The 19,204-nt window shown below is 67.8% G+C and carries 17 protein-coding genes and 1 riboswitch; of the genes, 8 read left to right on the top strand and 9 right to left on the bottom strand.

Going from position 1 to position 19,204, the window contains the following annotated elements; genetic code table 11:
* Nucleotides 1-8: 8 nt before the first annotated feature.
* On the bottom strand, nt 9-1,838 hold the full coding sequence (edd, locus tag QM732_RS08835) for a phosphogluconate dehydratase (RefSeq protein ID WP_415655803.1): 1,830 nt from the start codon (nt 1,836-1,838) through the stop codon (nt 9-11).
* Between the two features lie 215 nt (nt 1,839-2,053).
* Here edd and QM732_RS08830 point away from each other — a divergent pair, with 215 nt between their 5' ends.
* Complete coding sequence (locus QM732_RS08830) at nt 2,054-2,677, top strand: gamma-glutamylcyclotransferase (protein WP_415655802.1); 624 nt, start codon at nt 2,054-2,056, stop codon at nt 2,675-2,677.
* Between the two features lie 7 nt (nt 2,678-2,684).
* Here QM732_RS08830 and QM732_RS08825 read toward each other — a convergent pair whose 3' ends face one another.
* A complete protein-coding gene (locus tag QM732_RS08825) occupies nt 2,685-3,293 on the bottom strand; it encodes a nucleotidyltransferase family protein (protein WP_415655801.1) in 609 nt (202 codons plus the stop codon).
* A 134-nt stretch (nt 3,294-3,427) separates the two neighbouring features.
* Between QM732_RS08825 and pdxH the strand changes: the two genes are divergently transcribed.
* Nucleotides 3,428-4,063, top strand: a complete 636-nt coding sequence (gene pdxH, locus QM732_RS08820) for a pyridoxamine 5'-phosphate oxidase (protein WP_415655800.1) — start codon at nt 3,428-3,430, stop codon at nt 4,061-4,063.
* Between the two features lie 24 nt (nt 4,064-4,087).
* Here the strand turns inward: pdxH and QM732_RS08815 are convergent, their stop codons facing one another.
* Genes QM732_RS08815 through QM732_RS08795 form a run of 5 tightly spaced genes read right to left on the bottom strand, consistent with a single transcriptional unit; the run spans nt 4,088 to nt 10,583 of the window.
* Nucleotides 4,088-4,573, bottom strand: coding sequence for a DUF3299 domain-containing protein (locus QM732_RS08815; protein ID WP_415655799.1), 486 nt, complete (start codon nt 4,571-4,573; stop codon nt 4,088-4,090).
* A gap of 20 nt (nt 4,574-4,593) precedes the next feature.
* The gene (locus QM732_RS08810) at nt 4,594-5,787 is read right to left on the bottom strand and encodes an ABC transporter permease (protein WP_415655798.1); all 1,194 of its coding nucleotides are present in this window, start codon (nt 5,785-5,787) and stop codon (nt 4,594-4,596) included.
* Nucleotides 5,784-6,518 (bottom strand): ABC transporter ATP-binding protein, encoded by a 735-nt coding sequence (locus QM732_RS08805; protein WP_415655797.1) that lies wholly within the window; start codon nt 6,516-6,518, stop codon nt 5,784-5,786. Before QM732_RS08805 ends, QM732_RS08810 begins: the two co-directional genes overlap by 4 nt.
* Nucleotides 6,518-7,054, bottom strand: a complete 537-nt coding sequence (gene msrA / locus QM732_RS08800) for a peptide-methionine (S)-S-oxide reductase MsrA (RefSeq protein ID WP_415655796.1) — start codon at nt 7,052-7,054, stop codon at nt 6,518-6,520. Before msrA ends, QM732_RS08805 begins: the two co-directional genes overlap by 1 nt.
* 10 nt (nt 7,055-7,064) lie before the next feature.
* Entirely contained in the window at nt 7,065-10,583 is a 3,519-nt protein-coding gene (locus QM732_RS08795; protein WP_415655795.1) for a DUF748 domain-containing protein, read from the bottom strand.
* Nucleotides 10,584-10,622: 39 nt separating this feature from the next.
* Between QM732_RS08795 and QM732_RS08790 the strand changes: the two genes are divergently transcribed.
* Nucleotides 10,623-11,414 (top strand): YdcF family protein, encoded by a 792-nt coding sequence (locus QM732_RS08790; RefSeq protein WP_415655794.1) that lies wholly within the window; start codon nt 10,623-10,625, stop codon nt 11,412-11,414.
* A 138-nt stretch (nt 11,415-11,552) separates the two neighbouring features.
* On the opposite strand, the gene ubiD is transcribed toward QM732_RS08790, so the two are convergent.
* The gene (gene ubiD / locus QM732_RS08785; RefSeq protein WP_415655793.1) at nt 11,553-13,112 is read right to left on the bottom strand and encodes a 4-hydroxy-3-polyprenylbenzoate decarboxylase; all 1,560 of its coding nucleotides are present in this window, start codon (nt 13,110-13,112) and stop codon (nt 11,553-11,555) included.
* A 217-nt stretch (nt 13,113-13,329) separates the two neighbouring features.
* On the opposite strand from ubiD, the gene QM732_RS08780 reads away from it, so the two are divergent.
* The 3 genes from QM732_RS08780 (at nt 13,330) to nrdR (ending at nt 16,099) form a co-directional block, all read left to right on the top strand.
* Nucleotides 13,330-14,175 carry a transglycosylase SLT domain-containing protein gene (locus QM732_RS08780; protein ID WP_415655792.1) on the top strand — a complete coding sequence of 282 codons (846 nt, stop codon included), beginning with the start codon at nt 13,330-13,332 and terminating at the stop codon, nt 14,173-14,175.
* Between the two features lie 46 nt (nt 14,176-14,221).
* A riboswitch (ZMP/ZTP riboswitch) is annotated at nt 14,222-14,335 on the top strand.
* A gap of 57 nt (nt 14,336-14,392) precedes the next feature.
* Nucleotides 14,393-15,646, top strand: a complete 1,254-nt coding sequence (glyA, locus tag QM732_RS08775) for a serine hydroxymethyltransferase (protein WP_415655791.1) — start codon at nt 14,393-14,395, stop codon at nt 15,644-15,646.
* Nucleotides 15,647-15,655: 9 nt separating this feature from the next.
* Nucleotides 15,656-16,099, top strand: coding sequence for a transcriptional regulator NrdR (gene nrdR, locus QM732_RS08770; RefSeq protein WP_415655790.1), 444 nt, complete (start codon nt 15,656-15,658; stop codon nt 16,097-16,099).
* Between the two features lie 463 nt (nt 16,100-16,562).
* Here nrdR and QM732_RS08765 read toward each other — a convergent pair whose 3' ends face one another.
* Nucleotides 16,563-16,817, bottom strand: a complete 255-nt coding sequence (locus tag QM732_RS08765; RefSeq protein ID WP_415655789.1) for a hypothetical protein — start codon at nt 16,815-16,817, stop codon at nt 16,563-16,565.
* A gap of 522 nt (nt 16,818-17,339) precedes the next feature.
* Here QM732_RS08765 and QM732_RS08760 point away from each other — a divergent pair.
* The gene (locus QM732_RS08760) at nt 17,340-17,765 is read left to right on the top strand and encodes a hypothetical protein (RefSeq protein WP_415655788.1); all 426 of its coding nucleotides are present in this window, start codon (nt 17,340-17,342) and stop codon (nt 17,763-17,765) included.
* Nucleotides 17,766-17,860: 95 nt separating this feature from the next.
* Nucleotides 17,861-19,120, top strand: a complete 1,260-nt coding sequence (locus tag QM732_RS08755; protein ID WP_415655787.1) for a hypothetical protein — start codon at nt 17,861-17,863, stop codon at nt 19,118-19,120.
* Nucleotides 19,121-19,204: the final 84 nt, after the last annotated feature.

Below are 19,204 nucleotides of genomic sequence, written 5' to 3'. Positions count from 1 at the left end.
AGAGTTCTTCAGAGCCAGGTGCAGGCGCCTTCCTCGGCGCTCAGCACATTGCGGCGCAGGCCGGCAAAGAGTTCGCGCCCCAGGCCGTGGGCATTGACGTCGGCCTCGGCCGTGGCGAGCTTTGCGATGTCGCGCGCCGCCCATTCGGCGTCGCCGACCAGGGCCTGCAGGCTGCCGGTGAGCGCGCACACGCGCACGACATCGCCGTCGCGCAGCCTGGCCAGAGGGCCGCCGGCCAGCGCTTCGGGGCTGACATGGATGGCCGCGGGCACCTTGCCCGAGGCGCCGCTCATGCGGCCGTCGGTGACCAGGGCAACCTTGAAGCCCTTGCCCTGCAGCACCGCCAGCGGCGGCGTCAGCTTGTGCAGCTCCGGCATGCCGTTGGCGTGCGGGCCCTGGAAGCGAACGACCACGATGACATCGCGCTCCAGCTCACCGTTCTTGAACGCGGCGAGCATGGCTTCCTGGGTCGTGAAGATGCGGCAAGGTGCCTCGACCGTGTGGCGGTCTTCGGGCACGGCCGAGACCTTGATGACGGCGCGGCCGAGGTTGCCGTCCAGCAGCTTGAGGCCGCCGGTGACGCTGAAGGGGGCTGCAGCGGTGCGCACGACTGCGTCGTCGCCGCTGGCGGCCGGCATGGGTTCGCGCACGACCTCGCCGCCCTGCCCCACGGCATGCGGAACGAAGGTGTAGGGGCGCAGGCTGTCGCCGGCGATGCTGAGCACGTCCTCATGCATCAGGCCGGCGTCCAGCAGTTCGCGGATGACGAAGCCGGGGCCGCCTGCGGCCTGGAACTGGTTCACGTCGGCGCTGCCGTTGGGGTAGACGCGGGCCAGCAGCGGCACGACGGCGGAGAGGTCGGAGAAGTCCGTCCAGTTGATGAGGATGCCTGCCGAGCGGGCGACCGCGACCCAGTGGATCAGGTGGTTGGTGGAGCCGCCCGTGGCCAGCAGCGCCACCATGGCGTTGACGATACAGCGCTCATCGACGAGTTGGCCGATGGGCTTGGCGGGCTTGCCCTGCAGCCGGCCGCTGATGTCCAGCGCGGTGCCGACGGCCTCGCGCGTCAGCGCGGCGCGCAGGTCGTCGTGCGGGTGCACGAAGGCCGCGCCCGGCACGTGCAGCCCCATGGCCTCCAGCAGCATCTGGTTGCTGTTGGCCGTGCCGTAGAAAGTACAGGTGCCTGCGCCGTGGTACGCGGCGGACTCGCTCTTGAGCAGCTCGTCGCGGCCGACCTTGCCCTGGGCGTAGAGCTCGCGCACCTTGGCCTTGTCGCTGTTGGAGATGCCGGAGCTCATCGGCCCGGCCGGCACGAACACGCAGGGCAGATGGCCGAAGTGCAGCGCGCCGATCAACAGGCCCGGCACGATCTTGTCGCAGATGCCCAGCAGCAGCGCGGCGTCAAAGACGTCGTGCGTCAGCGCGATGGCGGTGCTCATCGCGATGGTGTCGCGCGAAAACAGGCTCAGCTCCATGCCGGGCAGGCCTTGCGTGACGCCGTCGCACATCGCCGGCACGCCGCCGGCCACCTGGACGGTGGCGCCGCGCCTATGAGCCTCGGCGCGGATCTGGGCGGGATAGTCCTCGTAGGGCTGGTGGGCCGACAGCATGTCGTTGTAGGCCGTGACGACGCCCAGGTGCGGCGCTTTCTCGGCAACGATGCGCAGCTTGTCGTTGGACGGCAGGGCCGCGACCGCATGGGCGACGTTGGCGCAGCCCATGCGCTCGAAGCCGCGCTGGCGGTTGTTGAGCTGGGCAATGCGAGCCAGATAGTCGCCGCGCAACCCGGCGCTGCGCTCCCGGATGCGTTGAGTGACTTCGATGAGCGTGGAATTCATTCGGTGTCTCCTTGGGCTGCGTTCACGTAACCAGCCCTTGGGAATTTAGGTAACCATATTACTTCGCCCAGGGAGCTTGCGGGTTACGGCCTGGGTACCAGAGCAACACCGAACGCCCAGTCGGTGGCCGTGCATCCTGCAACGGATGCCTCCCGGCGTTACAAATGCGCGTCCTGACGGCGGCTGGCTTGGTTCTCCGTGACAAGATGGCATCGATGGCTTCACAGGCAATCCAGATTCCCCATGGCCCGGCCCGCAGTGCGCACCTGTTGCAGCGTACGACGGCTGAATGGCGCGCCAGTGGCGACGATCTGCTGCTGTTCGCTTACGGATCGCTGATCTGGCGCCCTGAATTCGAGTATGCCCAGGCCCTGCCCGCGCGCGTGCTGGGCTTTCACCGCGTGCTGCGCATGCGCTCGCGCGTGAACCGCGGCTCGCCGCAGGAGCCGGGGCTGGTACTGGCGCTGATCTCGGGCGGCAGCTGCCGCGGCCTGGTCTACCGCGTGCCGCGCGAGGTCGGCGAGGAGGTGCTGCCGCGGCTGTGGGTGCGCGAGATGCCCAACGGCGTCTACGAGCCACGCTGGCTGAACTGCGACACGCCCAGCGGCCGCTTGCGCGCACTGGCCTTCACGCTGTCGCGTCAGAGCCCGAACTGGACCGGCCCCCTGCACGAGCCCGAGTTGCTGCACATCTTCCAGCATGCCAGCGGCCGCTACGGCACGACGCTGGACTATCTGCTGCGCACCGTTCAGGGTTTGCGAGAGCATGGCATCCGCGACATGGAACTCGAGCGCCAGGCCCACCTGGCCGCCAGGCACGGCCTGTGCGCGCCGCTTTGAACCAGCCTTAGCCCTGCAGCCGCGCGAGGTCTTCCACGGTGTCCACGTCGATGTGCACGCCGGGGTCGTCGATCGCGATGGGCTGCGCCGCATAGCGCGCCACGATGCGCCGGGCGCCCTCATCGCCCTGCAAGGCCGTCAGCTCGGAATAGAGCTCGGTGCAGAAGCCGACCGGATGGCCCTGGATACCGCGGTACTGGGCGTAGCACACGGGATAGTGCTCCAGACCTTCCGCGACGGCCAAGATGGTGGCGGGCTGCACCAGCGGCATGTCGGCCGGCAGGATGAGCCAGCCATCGGCATCGCCCGTGGCGCTGACGCCGGCGGCGATGGAGTGGCCCATGCCAATGGGCTGGGGCCGTCCCTGGGCATCTCGATCGGGAAGGGTCACGATATCGCGCGCCGCAACCAGCCTGTGGACGGCGGGCGCCAGGGCCGTCGTCGTCACCACGACGACCGGGAGTTGCGTCGCGATGGCATGACGAAGGCTGCGTGCCAGCACAGTGTCCTCGCTGGGTGAACCACCCAGATGCTGCTCGAGCTTGTGGCCCGAGCCTCTGAACCGCGAACCGCGACCTGCGGCCAGCACAACGACGGCGGGGCGTCGCTTTGTCATTTTCAATAGGTCCTTCCAAGCCCTCTGCCTAGTGACGGTCTGCGCCGTTTGCTGCAGTGCCACCAGCATGCCGAGTGGCACTGCGCTTGAAACTGGTACGTTCACTTAAGGGAAGGTCTGCATACTTCGGCCCCATGAGCAAGCTGAGCGAATTTCGAAAGAGCTACGAACTAGGGGAGCTGGACGAGACCCAGGCCACGGATGGCCCGCTGGCCCTGTTCCAGCGCTGGATGGACGAGGCCATCGCCCATGATGTGTCCGAGCCGACCGCGATGACGGTGGCGACCGTCGGCGAGAACGGCCGGCCATCGACCCGCGTCGTGCTTCTCAAGGGCTGCGACGCGCGCGGCATGGTCTGGTTCACGAACTACGAAAGCCGCAAAGGTGGAGAGTTAGCACTCAACCCCTTCGCGGCCCTGCAGTTCCATTGGGTGGAGATGGAGCGGGTCGTGCGCATCGAGGGCCGTGTCGAGAAGACCTCGGCCCAGGAGTCCGACGACTACTTCAAGAGCCGCCCGCTGGATTCGCGCCTGGGTGCCTGGGCCTCGCCGCAGAGCCGCGTCATCAGCACTCGCGCGGTGCTGGTGGCCAATGCGGCCAAGGCTGCCGTCCAGCATGGACTCAACCCCGAGCGGCCACCGCACTGGGGGGGCTACCGCCTCGTGCCGGATACCTTCGAGTTCTGGCAAGGCCGCCGCTCGCGGTTGCATGACCGCCTGCGGTTCCGGCTGCAGGGCAGCGACTGGCTGCGCGAGAGGCTGGCGCCTTAGTGTCGGGGCCTTGGCGCGGGAGGCTTAGTTGACGGCGTTGCCGTCCTCGACGCGGTAGTACAGGCCGTAGGGGTCGTCCGTCAACACGGCCAGCTGCCCTTCGACGACCACGGGCTCGAGCGTGTAGCGCACCGGCTTCTTGGTGCGTACCTCGACGAGGCCTTCGGGACCGGCCGGCACGCAGAAGGAGCAGGTCGTCGGGACCGACGACAGCAGGAAGTGCTGCTGCTTGTCGCCCGCCTCCAGCGGCATCATGAAGCCCTGCACCTTGACGGTCTTGCGATCCAGCGCCTGCACGGCGGCCGGGAAGGTGGGGATGATCTTCTTCTTCTCGGCCTTGGCCGTGACCTGGGACAGCAGCTTCCACGACAGGATGTCGGCGCGTTCCTCCAGCGGCTTGAAGGGGCTGCGCGGGTCGTGGTAGCCCGGGCCCTGGCCGATGGAGGGCGCGGTTTGCGCGAACGCAGCCGAGGCGGCCAGGCAGAGGATGAGCAGAGGCTTGAACTTCATGATGGGCGGATTGTCGGTGTTCAGCGTGGAGCTTGCAGCAGGCTTGTGACATCCAGGCGATACGCCCGCCAGGCCGGCCAGGCCGCGGCCAGCAACGCCAGGCCGCCAGCGAGCAACGGCACCAGCCATTCGGCCTCGCTCATGCCCAGCTGCCCCAGGCGCAGGGACTGGCGTTCGGCCAGCAGTCTTTCCAGCACCGCGACGAGCCCATGCCCCGCCGCCAGGCCCAGCACGGCCGCCAGGCCGGCCAGCAGCAGTGCTTCCAGCGCGATCAGCGCCGCGATGCGCGAGGCCGGCGCCCCCAGCATGCGCAGCATGGCCAGGTCGCCCTGGCGTGCGCGCACGGCATGCAGCAACGCTACCCACACCGACAGCCCTGCTGCGACCAGCAGCACGATGCCGAAGCCGCGCAGCACCTCGGTGCCTGCGCCGACGAGGCGCATCAGCCTGGCCGTCTCGAGCGCCGGCGCGGCCGACTGCAGGCCGTCCTGGGCGTTGACCCAGCGCGGCAGCATGACGGCCGCCAGCGGGCTGCGGTAGCGCACCAGGACCAGGGTGGTCTCGCGCCGCTCTTCCGCCTCGTCATGCGCCTCGCCGGCATGGTGTTCCTCGTGCACTTCCCATACCGACGCCAGGTCGGTCAGCACGAGGCGGTCCAGCACGCTGCCCGACTCGGCCAGCACGCCCACGACCTCGAACTGATGCTCGCCGTGCGCGCCGCCGCCTTCGGCCAGCCCGTGGCTGCCGGCAAAGCGGTCGCCGACCTTGAGCCCGTTCGCCCGCGCGACCTGCGCGCCCAGCACGGCCTGCATCGGCCGGGTCCAGAGGGCGCCCTGCTCCAGCTTCGCGCCGTACAGCTCGATGTACTCAGGCGTCGTGCCCACGATGCGGTAGCCGCGCAAGGAGTCCCCGAGTGACAGCGGCACCGCCTGTGCCACCAGCGGTTGCTGCTTCAGCAGATCCAGCGTGGACAGCGGGATGTTGCCGGTGGGCGCGTCGAGATGGAAGACGCCGGCCAGCATGATCTGCATCGGGCTGCCCTTGGCTCCGACGACGAGGTCGATGCCGGCCAGGTCGCGCTTGAGCCCGGCCTCGACCTGGCCGCTGGCCCGCAGCACTAAGGTCACGGCCGCCAGCCCCAGCGTCAGCAGCAGCAGGTTGAGCGCCGTCGTCAGTGGGCTGGACCAGAGGTATTTCCAGGCCAGCCGGATCATGTCGCTCCCCCGTCCGACGGATACCTCGTCCGATCTCCTGGCGCGCCGGCTCGCCGGCTCGAGAGAGGCACGGCGCTCGGGCCGCCTTGCAGCACCACCTCCGCCACGTCATCACGGGCGTTCAGCGCGTCGACGACCCGCGCATCGTGGCTGGCGATGACGAGCGTGCAGCCTTCCCTCTCGGCAGCGTCCAGCAGCAGTGCCAGCATGTGCAAGGTGTGCTCGTCATCGAGGTTGGCGCTGGGCTCGTCGGCCAGCACCAGGCGCGGCCGGCGCATCAGCGCCCGGGCCAGGGCCACGCGCTGGGCCTGGCCCACGCTGAGCTGGTGCGGCCGGCGGCCCGCCAGCTCGGCGACGTCCAGCGCCTCCAGCAGCTCGGCCGCGCGCTCCGGGTCGGCACCCTGCCCCGCCGCGAGGGCCGGCAGCGCGAGGTTCTCCGCCACCGTCAGGGACTCGCTCAGGTGCAGGCGCTGCGGAACGACACCCAGGGTGGCGCCACGCCAGGCATCCAGCGCCCGCGGGCTCAGGGATGCCAGCTCGGTGCCTGCGACGGTGAGTTCGCCCTGCTGCACGCGCAGCAGCCCCGCCAGCAATGCCAGTAGCGTGGACTTTCCGGAGCCCGAGGCGCCGCGCAGCAGCAGATGCCGCCCCGCGCCGAGGGCGAAGTCGGTGTAGCGGATGGGCTTCTCGGCGCCCGCGTAGCGATGGGCCAGCCCCTGCCAGGCCAGCATCACTTGACCAGCCGCTTGAAGCTGGCGAGGAACTTGTCGACCTTGCCTGCGACGACGAAGGCGCAATAGCCCTGGTCCGGGTTGCGGGCGTAGTAGTGCTGGTGATAGGCCTCTGCCGGGTGGTAGTTGGCCTCGGGCTGCAGTTCGGTGACGACGCGGCCGGCGTAGTGCTCGTTCGCCTGCTTGAGCACCTCCGCCGCAAGCTCGCGCTGCGCCTCGGTGTGCCAGTAGATGCCTGAACGGTACTGGGTGCCGACATCGGCGCCCTGGCGGTTCAAGGTGGTCGGGTCGTGGATGGTGAAGAAGACTTCCAGCAGCTCTTGCAGCGACACCTCGGCGGGGTCGAAAGTGATGCGCACGACCTCGGCGTGGCCCGTGTTGCCACTGCAGACCTGCTCATAGTTCGGGTTGGGCGCCTGGCCGTTGCTGTAGCCGTTCTCCACGCCGTGCACGCCGCGCACACGCTCGTAGACGGCCTCCAGACACCAGAAACAGCCGCCGGCCAGGGTGATGCATTCGAGGTGGGGTGCAGACATGGACGTGCTTTCAATGAGCGCCGAGGGACATCTCGACATGGGGGCGCCAGGTTTCGTCGCAACCCTCGTCGCAGAGCTTGGGCGCGGCAACGAAGACGCGGGCATTGGGCGCGCCGCGGGCCAGCAGCGCATCGCGTACGGCGGTGGCGCGGGCGACGGCCAGCTGGCGCAGCGCCTCTTCGTCGACGGCGTAGCTGCCCATCAGCAGGCCGCGCATCTGCTCGGGTGGCAGCTCCTTGGGCAGGCCGATGAGGTTCTTGGGCTTGTTGGGCAGCTTGCTGGCCTGGTAGAGGCGCTTGAGCGCGGCATCCGGCGCCGGGTTGGTGAGCAGCGCGTTCTCGGCCTTGAGTGCCTGGTTCAGGCGCTGCTCGCGGATAGCCTGGCTCTCCGCGGCGATGCCGGCCCAGCCGGTCAGCGTGAGCTGTACGCCGGGCTTGTCGACCAGCAGCTTGGCGACGCGGTCGAGCTGGTCGATGGCTGACAGCTCCACACCTCCGGGCTGGAAGGCGACCTGCGCCTCCTCGGGGTTGTCGCTGCCGCTGAACAGTGCGAAGGGCGAGGTCAGTGCCTTGCCGATGAGATTGAGGATGAGCTTCCAGACCAGGCCGCCGACGCTGAACTCGGGGTCGTTCAGCGAGCCGCTGACCGGCAGGTTCACGTCGATGACGCCATCGCGGTCCTTGAGCAGCGCGACGGCGAAGCGCACCGGCAGCGTGGTCGCGTCGGGGCTGTCGACCTTGTCGCCGAAGGTCAGCTGGTTGAGGATGATCTGATTGCTGGCGACGAGCTGGCCGCCGGGCTCGACCTTGTAGCGCAGCTTGGTGGACAGCTTGCCGCGCTCGATGGCGTAGCCGGCGTACTTGCCGGCATAGGGCGACAGCGGCGCGAGTTCGATGTCGGTGGCGTTGGCGGCCACGTCCATGGCCACGGGGGCTCCAGGCTTGAGCTGGCCGTCGATCTCCAGCAGCCCGGTGCCGGCTACCTTGCCGCGCAGGGTCAGCGGCGCCATCTGCGGGCTGGTGGACGAGAAGGCGCCCAGCGAGCCTTGCAGCTCGGTCAGGCGGGCGCTGTAGCTGGGACGTACGAAACGGTCGTTGAAGTCGACGATGCCTCGGTTGACGCGGATGCGCTCGGCGGCGAACTCCAGTGCGGGGGGGGATGCGGCAGCAGCTGAAGCCGCAGCTGAAGCGGCAGCGACAGGCGCCGAGGCGGCAGCCTCGGCCGGGCCGATGTCGCGCAGGTTGAAACGCCCCTGATCGTTGACGATGAGGCGGGCATAGGCATCGTCGAGCTGCGCCTCCTTCACGGCCAGCCGCGGCGCCGCACCCGGCGCCAGTGCGAACTTGAGACCGTCGAGCTGCAGCATCTGCCAGCTCAACAGGTCCTCGCCCACGACGCGCGCGCCGTCCACCGCGCGAGCCTGAAGCACGGCCAGCGGGCCGACACGCACGTCGCCATCAGCGCTGGCCGCCCAGTCGCCACCAGCCTGCTGGCTGGCGCTGACCGCGGCCTTGAGCCCCAGTTCCGCCCGCTGCAGGTGCAGGCCCCAGGCCGGATCCAGGTAGGCATTGAGCAACTGCAGCGGCAGCGCCTTGGCGTGCAGGCTGCCGTTGGCCGACAGCGGCGCCAGACCGACGCGGCCGCTCCACTGCAGGCTGCCGCCGCTGGCCACCACCGGCTGGTCGTTGGCTCCCAGCGGCGCGAGCTGGCCGGAGAGCTGGGCCTGCACCGCGGCCTTGGCCGGCCAGCTTAGCGCACCCAGCTGCAGCCGCAGCGGTTCGATGGCCAGCGCCACGGGCGTCACGCCGGCTGGCACGGCGGCGTCGTGCCAGCGCACCGCGCCACGCTCGACGCTCAGGCCGGCGAGCTGCAGCTTCCAGTCCGGGCCTGTGCCAGGCCCCGATGCCGAGCCATGGGCAGGCAGCAGTGCAGCGGCGTTGAGGCGGCCGTCGGGCTCGCGGGCCAGTTGGGCGCGCGGCGCGTCCAGGGCGAGTGTGCCCAGGCTGACGCTGCGCGTGGCGGGCTCGATGCTGGCCTTGTCGAGCCGGGCCGAGGCCAGCGTCAGCAGCCGCGGGGTGCCGGGCAGGCTCAGGCGCACGTCGGCGACGTGCACTTCGGCCAGGGTCAACTGTGCGCGGTCGGCGGCGCCGTCGGCCAGCGGGTCCTTGACGCGCAGGCCGGCCTGGGTCGACACGCCCGCCGTCAGCCGGGCACCACCGGGCAGCGGCAGCCAGGCGGCCAGGCGCTCCAGGGCCAGGCCGTTCAGCTCGGCATCGGCCTCCAGCAGCTCGGGCGACAGCCGCGCCTTGGCGCTCAGCGTGGCCTGGTCCAGATGCAGGCTGGCATCAAGCTGGGTCGGCGTCTTCAGCGGCCAGGCGGCGGGGCCGAGCTTGAGCTGGATGGCATCCAGCACGAGGTCCTTGGCAGCACTGAAGCGGCCATCCCTGATGTCCACCCCGGCGACGCTGACCTGCCAGGGCGGTGCCGCCGATGCCGTCGTCCCGCCCTGCCCCGCCGGCAGGGGCACCCAGCGGGCTTCGGGCGATTCCAGCAGGATCTGGCCAAAGCCGAGCCGGCGCCGCAGGGGCTGCACGTCGGCCAGCGGCAGGTCCAGGCGCTTGAAACCGAGCAGCGGCTGGCCGCTGGGCTGGGTCAGCGCGAGATCGTGCAGTTGCACGACGCCGCTGAGCTTGACGCCGGGCGGCTGCTTGGGGCGTTCGGCGAAGTCCACGGCCAGGTCGACGTCGAGTCGGCCGCTGCCCAGGCGCACGGGGGCGCTTGCGGGCACGTAGGCGGCCAGCGGGGCGAGATCGAGGCCGGCGAACTTGAAGGACAGCCTGGCGCTGGCATCGTCGGCGAAGGGCAACGCCTCGGCGCGGCTGTCGAAGGCGACGCCGTCGAGCTGGCCACTCAGGTGCGGCTGGACCTTGGCCTTGACGTCGGCCGGCAGCGTGGACAGGAACGGCAGGGCCAGGCGCAGCTCGGCGAGTTCGTGCTGGCGCTGCACGGGCCGGTCGTCGAAGAGGATGCGGCCCTCGCTGAGCTCGATGTTGTAGACGGCGAACTCGGGATCTGCCTCTTCGGGCGCGCCGGGGGGCGCGGGCTTGGCGGCCAGGCGCTGGATCAGGTCGTCGATGTCGTAACGGCCCTCGGCCAGGCGCGCGACGCGCAGTTCGGGCCGGGTCAGTGTCAATGACTCGACGACCGCACGGCCGCGCAGCAAGGAGCGCAGCGACAGCGCCGCGTCCAGCTTGGCCAGCGTGAACAGCGGCGGGGCGCCGGCCGCTGGTCCGTCGATGCTCAGGCCTTCCACGACCAGCGCCAGGCGCCAGGGCTGGAAATGTGCCTCCTCGATGCGGACTGGCCGGCCCAGGGCCTCGGTGGCGAGTTCGGCGCCGCGGCCGGTGACCCAGCCCGGCAGGGCCAGCGTCACGATGAGCAGCAGCAGCGTGCCGAGCGCCGACAGTGCGGCGAGAGTCCAGAGGGCGATGCGGACCGCTGGGCGGAATTGGAAACGGGAAGATGTCATCACGGCGGACGCATTATTGATGTCGGCGATGATGCCGGCGTGAGCCTTGCCCTCGACTATTCCGGTTTCAAGACCCTGCTGCTGGCGGCCGCTCTGCCGCCAGCCCCCCTGCTCCTGCTGGCCGCCTGGGGTGGCTGGCGCCTGCGGCGGGGGCGGCGCTTCGGTGGGGCCATGCTGGTCCTGGCGCTCGCCGGGGTGTGGCTGTCGGGCACCGAAGCGGTGGGCGAACTGCTGAGCCGTGCCGCCGGCCAGCCAGCACTGCTGCGACCAGCCCAGGTCGACGCCCTGCGCGGCCACCAGGACGGCGCCGTGCTGGTGCTCGGTGGCGGGGTGCGTCGGCTGGCGCCCGAGTACGGCGCGGGCGCCCCCACCCGCATCACGGCCGAACGGCTGGCCTATGGCGTCTGGCTGGCCCGGCACAGCGGCTGGCCCCTGGGCTTCACGGGGGGCATCGGCTGGACGGCAGGCGAGCTGAAGCAACCCGAGGCACTGACGGTCGCCCGCGTCGCCGCCCAGGACTACGGCCTGCCGCTGCGCTGGGCAGAGGCCAGTTCCCGGGACACGCGCGAGAACGCCGCCCGCACGCTGCCCCTGCTGGCCGCGGCGGGTGTGAAGCAGGTCATGCTGGTCACGCACGAGGCGCACATGCGGCGGGCGCTGCGTGCCTTCGAGGCCGAGGCGGCGCCGCTGGGGCTGCGCGTGCTGCCGGCGCCCGTGGGGCTGCGCGAGGATGCCCTCGGCAGCTTCGACGACTGGTGCCCTTCCGTCGACGGCTTCGCGCGGGTGCGTTACATCGTCTACGAAACGCTGGCCTGGTGGGCCGGGCGCTGAGGCGCAGTAAATAGAAACCCCGCCGGGCTTTCAGGCCGGGCGGGGTGGGTGGCGATGCCACCTCGGGGCTCCACGGCAATCTGCCGAGGGGCTCCTGGCGCGCAAAGATTGCGCCAGAGGGTTTGCCTCAAAAGGCATTCAAACAGTAGGCGAGCCCCCCGGCTCCTTCAAGAAGAGTTGCCCGAATAGCGCTTCGGCCATGGCGGTGATCTCGGCCGGAAGGCTGATGCCGCGCCCCCATTCCCGCGAGGTCTCGCCGGGCCATTTGTTCGTGGCGTCCAGCCCCATCTTGCCGCCCAGGCCGCTGATGGGCGAGGCGAAGTCGAGATAGTCGATGGGCGTGTTGTCCACCAGCGTGGTGTCCCGAACCGGGTCCATGCGGGTCGTGATGGCCCAGATCACCTCCTGCCAGTTGCGCGTGTCGATGTCGTCGTCCACGACGACGATGAACTTGGTGTACATGAACTGGCGCAAGAAGCTCCAGATACCGAACAGCAGCCGCTTGGCATGGCCGGGATAGGCCTTCTTGATGGACACGATGGCCATGCGGTAGCTGCAACCCTCGGGTGGCAGGTAGAAGTCCACGATTTCGGGGAACTGCTTTTGCAGTATGGGCACGAAGACTTCGTTGAGCGCCACGCCCAGGATGGCTGGCTCGTCCGGCGGCTTGCCGGTATAGGTCGAGTGGTAGATCGGGTTCTTGCGCTGGGTCTGGCGCGTGACCTCGAAGACCGGGAACCAGTCCTGCTCGTTGTAGTAGCCGGTGTGGTCGCCGAACGGGCCTTCCAGCGCATGCAGATAGCCATCCTTCTCCTTCAGCGGCACGCCGTGCGCGCTGACGCCGGTGAAGCCCGGTGCGGCGGGCGGGATGTGGCCTTCCAGCACGATCTCGGCCGAAGCCGGCGCCTGCAGCGGTTGTTCGTGGCCCACCCCGGTATTGACCAGCTCGGTGCGCGAGCCGCGCAACAGCCCGGCGAACTGGTACTCGGACAGGGAGTCTGGCACCGGCGTGACGGCGCCGAGGATGGTCGCGGGGTCGGCACCCAGCGCGACGGCGATGGGAAAGGGCTCGCCCGGGTGGGCCAGCGCAAAGTCGCGGAAATCGAGTGCACCACCGCGGTGCGCCAGCCAGCGCATGATGACCTGGCGGGGCGAAATGAGCTGCTGGCGGTAGATGCCGAGGTTCTGGCGGGGCCTTGCCGGGCCGCGGGTGATGACGAGACCCCACGTGATCAGGGGGGCTGCGTCGTCCGGCCAGCACTTCTGGATGGGCAGCCGGCCGAGGTCGATGTCCGAGCCTTCCAGCACTTCTTCCTGGCAGGGCGCGCGGCGCTGCACGGCGGGCTTCATGTCCCACAGCGCCTTGGCCATCTGCAGCAGTTTTCCGGCGTCCTTCAGGCCCTTGGGCGGATCCGGCTCCTTGAGGCTGGCGAGCACCCGGCCCACGTCCCTCAAATCGGCCAGGGACTCAGCGCCCATGCCGAGTGCGACGCGGCGCGTTGTCCCGAAAAGATTGGTCAAGGCGGGGGTGGAGAACCCCGTCGGCGCCTCGAACAGCAGGGCCGGCCCGCCGGCCCGCAGCACCCGGTCGCTGAGGGCCGTCATCTCCAGGACTGGCGAGACTTTTTCACGCACGCGCTTGAGCTCGCCAAGCCCCTCCAGGCCGGCGATGAAGTCCCTCAGGTCGCTGTATTTCATAACTAAAAGTAGTTTCGAAGAGTTAAAACAACCTTGACGGGTTATCTTCGACTCGTAAAATTCGTCGCTTCGGGTTTCTACTGAAGCCCAATTGGTCGGGTCCACCGGGCACGCAGATGCCACAGGCCAGCAATCGACCGGGAAATTATCACCGTCGCCCCACCCGGATCACCTCGCATCGAGGACAAGCTGAGGTAGGCGCGGCACAAGGAGTCGCATGACGACACGTCAAGACCTGTTCAGCCTGGCTCGCCACACGCGGGATTCGGCGTCGCTGTTCGTGAAGGACATCGGCAACGGCCTGCTCGTGGTCAGCCACAACACGCTGGCCCTTCTCGGGCTGGCCGTGGTGGCGGTGCTGCTGGTGTTCACGAGCCAGGCGGGCCTGCGCGAGAAGGTGGAGTCCGCCACGCTGGGCTGGCTGCACGCCCGCCAGGAAGCGCGCGCGGAAGCCGACGGCAGCGCGATGCTGGTCCCCGCCGAGCCGGAAGCCATCGCGCGCGCTACCGCCACGGACCCGCGCGGGCTCAGCCACCAGCAAGCCGCGGTGGCCCATTGGCTGGCACGCCGCTACCGGGTCGCGCCCGAGCCGGTCAGCCGGCTGGTGCAGGAGGCCTGGGCCGTGGGACAGCGCGCCAAGGTGGAGCCGACGCTGATCCTGTCCATCATGGCCATCGAATCGGGATTCAATCCCTTCGCCCAGAGTTCCGTGGGCGCGCAGGGCCTGATGCAGGTCATGACGCGGGTGCACGACGACAAGTACGAAGCCTTCGGCGGCACGCTGGCGGCATTCGATCCGGTGACCAACCTGCGCGTGGGCGTGCAGGTGCTCAAGGAATGCATCCAGCGCGCCGGAAGCCTGGACGAGGGGCTGCGCTACTACGTCGGCGCGGCCAATCTGGCCGACGACACGGGCTACACGGCCCGCGTGATGGCCGAGCACGACCTGCTCAAGGCCGTGGCTGCCGGCCGCTCGGTCCCGGCGAACGCCAGTGCGCGTCCGCTGCGGGAGGCAGCCTCCGCGCCCAGCGGCGAATCCGCTCAGGTGGCCATGCTGCGCTGAGGCGCGTGGTGTTCTCGCGCTCGACAGGGCGCCACTGACTTACACTGCTGGCTCACGCGACTGGCGATCAGGGTCACGAGCTGACCTGAGGTGGGCCACCACCGGGGAGCGTGAGGCGGTTCTCAGGAGCCGCTGTCAGCCGTTCGCCTGGGCAGCCTTGGACGTCGCGCGTGCCGCGATCGCCGGGGATTCACCGCCTGACCTTCGGAACACCAGCATGTTTGACCGCACCACCTCCACCCTCGCCCTGGTCGACCCTGAGCTCTGGACCGCCGTCCAGAACGAGACCCGCCGCCAGGAAGAACACATCGAGCTGATCGCCAGCGAGAACTACACCTCGCCGGCGGTGATGCAAGCCCAGGGCAGCCAGCTCACCAACAAGTACGCCGAGGGCTACCCCGGCAAGCGCTACTACGGCGGCTGCGAGTACGTCGACGTCGCCGAGCAACTGGCCATCGACCGCCTGAAGCAGCTCTTCGGCGCCGAGTTCGCCAACGTGCAGCCCAACTCGGGCTCGCAGGCCAACCAGGGCGTGTTCTTCGCGCTGCTGCAGCCCGGCGACACCATCATGGGCATGAGCCTGGCCGAAGGCGGCCACCTGACCCACGGCATGGCGCTGAACATGAGCGGCAAGTGGTTCAACGTCATCTCCTACGGCCTGAACGCCAAGGAAGAGATCGACTACGACGCGATGGAGGCCCTGGCCCGCGAGAAGAAGCCCAAGCTCATCATCGCCGGCGCGTCCGCCTACTCCCTGCGCATCGACTTCGAGCGCTTCGGCAAGATCGCCAAGGAGATCGGCGCCTACTTCATGGTCGACATGGCCCACTACGCCGGCCTCATTGCAGCGGGCGTCTACCCGAACCCGCTGCCGCACGCCGACGTTGTCACGTCCACCACGCACAAGAGCCTGCGCGGCCCGCGCGGCGGCATCATCCTGACCAACAAGGAAGACATCGCCAAGAAGATCAACTCGGCCATCTTCCCCGGCATCCAGGGTGGCCCGCTGATGCACGTCATCGCCGGCAAGGCCGTGGCCTTCAAGGAAGCCCTGAGCCCCGAGTTCAAGGCCTACCAGCAGCAGGTCGTCAAGAACGCCAAGGTGCTGGCAGAGACGCTCATCGAGCGCGGCCTGCGCATCGTCTCGGGCGGCACGGAAAGCCACGTCATGCTGGTTGACCTGCGCCCCAAGAACCTGACCGGCAAGGAGGCCGAGGCCATCCTGGGTGCCGCCCACATGACCTGCAACAAGAACGGCATCCCCAACGACCCGCAAAAGCCCATGGTCACCAGCGGCATCCGCCTGGGCACGCCGGCGATGACCACCCGCGGCTTCAAGGAAGAACAGGTGCGCCAGACGGCACACCTGATCGCCGACGTGCTGGACAAGCCGCACGACGAGGCCAACCTGGCCGCCGTGCGTGCCAAGGTCGCTGCGCTGACGGCCGCCTTCCCCGTCTACCGCGGTTGATCCAGAGTCGTGCGCTGCCCGTTCTGCTCTCACCCCGAGACCCAGGTCGCCGAGACCCGGGAATCGGATGAGGGCGACGTCGTCCGCCGCAGGCGTCGCTGCTTGTTCTGCGACAAGCGCTTCACGACCTACGAGCGGGCCGACATCACCCTGCCCTCCGTCGTCAAGAAGGACGGGCGGCGTGCCGACTTTGACGACAGCAAGCTGCGCGCCTCCATGCAGCTGGCCCTGCGCAAGCGGCCGGTCAGCGTCGAGCAGATCGACGCGGCCATCAACCGCATCGAGGAGAAGCTGCTCGCCAGCGGTGCGCGCGAGATCGCGTCGACGCGCCTGGGCGAACTGGTCATGCGCGAATTGAAGCGCATCGACAAGGTGGCCTACGTACGTTTCGCTTCGGTCTACCGCAGTTTCGAGGACGTCGACGAGTTCCGGCAGTTGATCCGGGAAATCTGACCCGGGTAGATCCGATCCACCGGAACGGTATCTGATCGGCTGGTTTTTTCCAAACAAGTTGTACCCTCTGCCAATAGGTTGTACTCCAGGACCTTTTTGACAAAGGGTTCTACGCTGGAAGGCCTAAAACCGGCGAGTTTTTGACAAACAAGTTGTACGCCACCCAGGGAAGTGAGTTCCTATAGGTGCATCGACCGATTCAGCGACGGGACGTCGCGAAAACTCGGAACGCGCAGCTTTTTGCGCTTTGGGCTCCTCAGCCCTCAAAAAGGCTCTTTTTTTCCAATAGGTTGTACGCCAAAACGCCCGTTTGCCAATAGGTTGTACGCCAGAACGTAGTTTGCCAATCGGCTCTGTGCCGGCCACGTTTGCCAATAGGTTTTACGCTGGCGAGCCGGGGCGGCTTGAGAAGTACAGATGGCCTTCCCGGTGTAGCGATTCAGGGGCCGTTTCGGTCCGCTAGTCAGCCCTCTTCAAGGCGTGTCGCTTGGAGCAGCGCCGCCATGATTCGCAGCTCGGGCCCTTCGCCGAGGTCAACGCCGTCCGGCTGCATGTAGACCTCAGCAGCATCGGCTTGGGCCACCAGGATTTCGTGGGTTGAGTCCACGAGGCGGTTGTACTCATCAACGGACGTCGGGTTGACGTCCCTGCCTGCTGCGACCGATACGAACTCCCGCTCGGACGCCGTCAGCCGCAACTTGTCGCCGCACCTCAGCATGCTTCCCTCTCTCCCTGCTGCCTAGCGCAGCCACGGCGCATGTTGCCAGCGCCCGCGGAAGCGGCGGGCCAAGCTGGCGGTCCAACCGCGACCTATTCACGCGCAAAGGCAGCTTGAGAATATTCATTCTTTCAATACCCCTTGAAAGAAACAATTTCTTTATATCAGGGAAACCCAGCAAATCGAGTAATGTCGACAAATCTGGTTATAAGCTTTAAAATGGCCTCACTGAGTCCCAGAGCCTAAAGGCCAAATTCAGTGTTAAACGACTTCTGCTACCGCTGAGCCCCGGGTCACCACAAGTGAAGAGGCAAAGAAGCAGCGTCCCGGAAGTTTGGGTTCCGACTCCCCTCTGAGCCGGACGGCGGCTAAGTACACGCCACCGTTGATACACCAGGACTTTAAATCCTGCTCTACCGCGGTCTGACGTCAACCGCCAGAGAACCAACAAAACCAACCGATTCAATTGCCGCTTATCTGCGGCAGGGAATCGCTTTGCCTAGAAAGTACCCACCATCGCTCATGACAGAAAAAACGCCCAAGACTCGCAAGCGCAAAACAAAGACGCCTCTGGCCAAGCAAATTTGTCACGTTTCCCTTAAAACGGACTACCGTGTCATCCGGGGCAAGCAAGTTCCGTTCGTATCCGCGACCCTCAGCATGCGCGGCAGTCGCTGGTCCCTGACTCTCGACAACCCGTCGCACCTCGGCATGGTGGCCAAGGCCATGCAGTTCCGGCAGCTGCGACGTGAGAACAACGCCGTGCTCTCCGTACGCGGTGACGGGCCGCGACTGGGCGAAGCACGATGGCGCGCGCTCGGCCTTGACGACGCGGAGTGCCGCTTCATGTACCTCCTGGACCTGTCGTTCCATAACGAGCCGGTGGTCGTCATTCGGCCCAGCAAGCTGAGGCCCGCTGGCACCGCGACGCCGCACAAGCCGGCCTGACGCGCTCAGCCCGAGCGCCTCCCCTCCCCGCCTCTCATCCACGTCCGCACAGCCTCTTCGGCGCGGACGGCCCAGACACGCCTGTAGACAGCCACATGCCCACCTCCAAGTCCCCCAGCACCACCCCGACCCCCAGCCGCCCCTCGACCGAACTGACCGCCGTCGGCAACGTCGTTTCATTCCCGGTCTCCCCCGCCGCCAACGAGCAAGCCGCCAAGCCGAAGAGGAAGGCCTCAAAGAAGCGCACCCTCAAGGAAGACCTGGCACACGCCAACGAGGTCCTGGCGCGAGGAGACGCGCTGCTAAAGACCCTTGCTGAGAAGCATCGAGCCACTCCGAAGGTGAGCTATCTCCACACCCCTCAGCAGACCATCCCTGTTTACTTGAGCCAGGTTCAGCGACCGATGACCAAGGAGCGGACTCAAGCGGCCGGGCTCCTGAAAAAGCGCGGTTTCACAGAGGAAAAGTTCAAGGACACCGCGACCTTTGAGGAGGCAGTTTCACTTGCGGAGCGCGTGCTCTTCCTACGCGGCAAGAAGAACCGCTACAGGGTCAGCGGCGAGCCCATCTTCCATGACCTGCACCACACCATTCACGCCCCGACCCAGCTCGCTGCCGAACGCCTGCAGGCCGATATCTGCGTCTATAGCCCCGACCTCGCCCACGGCTTGCGCATCTACCAGCCCGCCGAGACTCTCGATATGCGCATCGTGCTGGTCCGGCGCTACGTGAGGATGACCGCCGAAATCGTCCTCTCGGACTCTGTCGACCTGCTCCGCCGTGCAACCGAGTTCGGGTGCCAGTACGAGGGCTGGAGCCCTTACGATGACGCGCCGCCGGACCATCGCGCCCCGGCAGAGCTGTCGGCGGCCGAACGGCGCAAGTTGGCGTTCCGTGCTGAGTACCTGAACGACGTCCTGCTGGCGCGCGCCATCCTCGCTCCGTACATCTGGAGTTGGACCGAGACTGACATGGAGGCGGCAGACAGCGAGCCGCTTGGCAAGCCCTACCCACGTGGCATGGACCATGAAATCCACGTGCAGCTCGTCAAGTGGGCACCTTGCCTTGACGACCTGCGCTGGCTTCTCTCGCAGTCGGACGACATGCACATCGCCGCCGAATCGCTGGACTACAGCGTGTTCTATACGGGCGCGCGCCTCAGTTACACCATCATCGACCAGCTGAACCCGACCGAGGCCGTGAAGGGGGAGATGCGCGATGCCATGAGGGACACCCTGCGCATGAGCAATGGCGCGAACGAGCGTCTTGCGGACCTCGGTGAGAAGTTCGGCATCGGCCGGTTCGACGACCTCGACGCGGACAACGAGGCTCCCTACAGCGAGAACGACGACTGACGAGTTACGGACTGGTCGAACCAAGGGCCGTCCCGTGGGCAACCGTCTGCGGGACGGCTCTTGGCCTTGGCAGTGAAGTAAATC

The sequence above is a fragment of the Roseateles sp. genome, assembly GCF_047654805.1.
Taxonomy (GTDB): domain Bacteria; phylum Pseudomonadota; class Gammaproteobacteria; order Burkholderiales; family Burkholderiaceae_C; genus Pelomonas.
The sequence above is the reverse complement of the archived record's forward strand: the minus strand, read 5'-3'. Positions and strand labels throughout refer to the sequence as shown.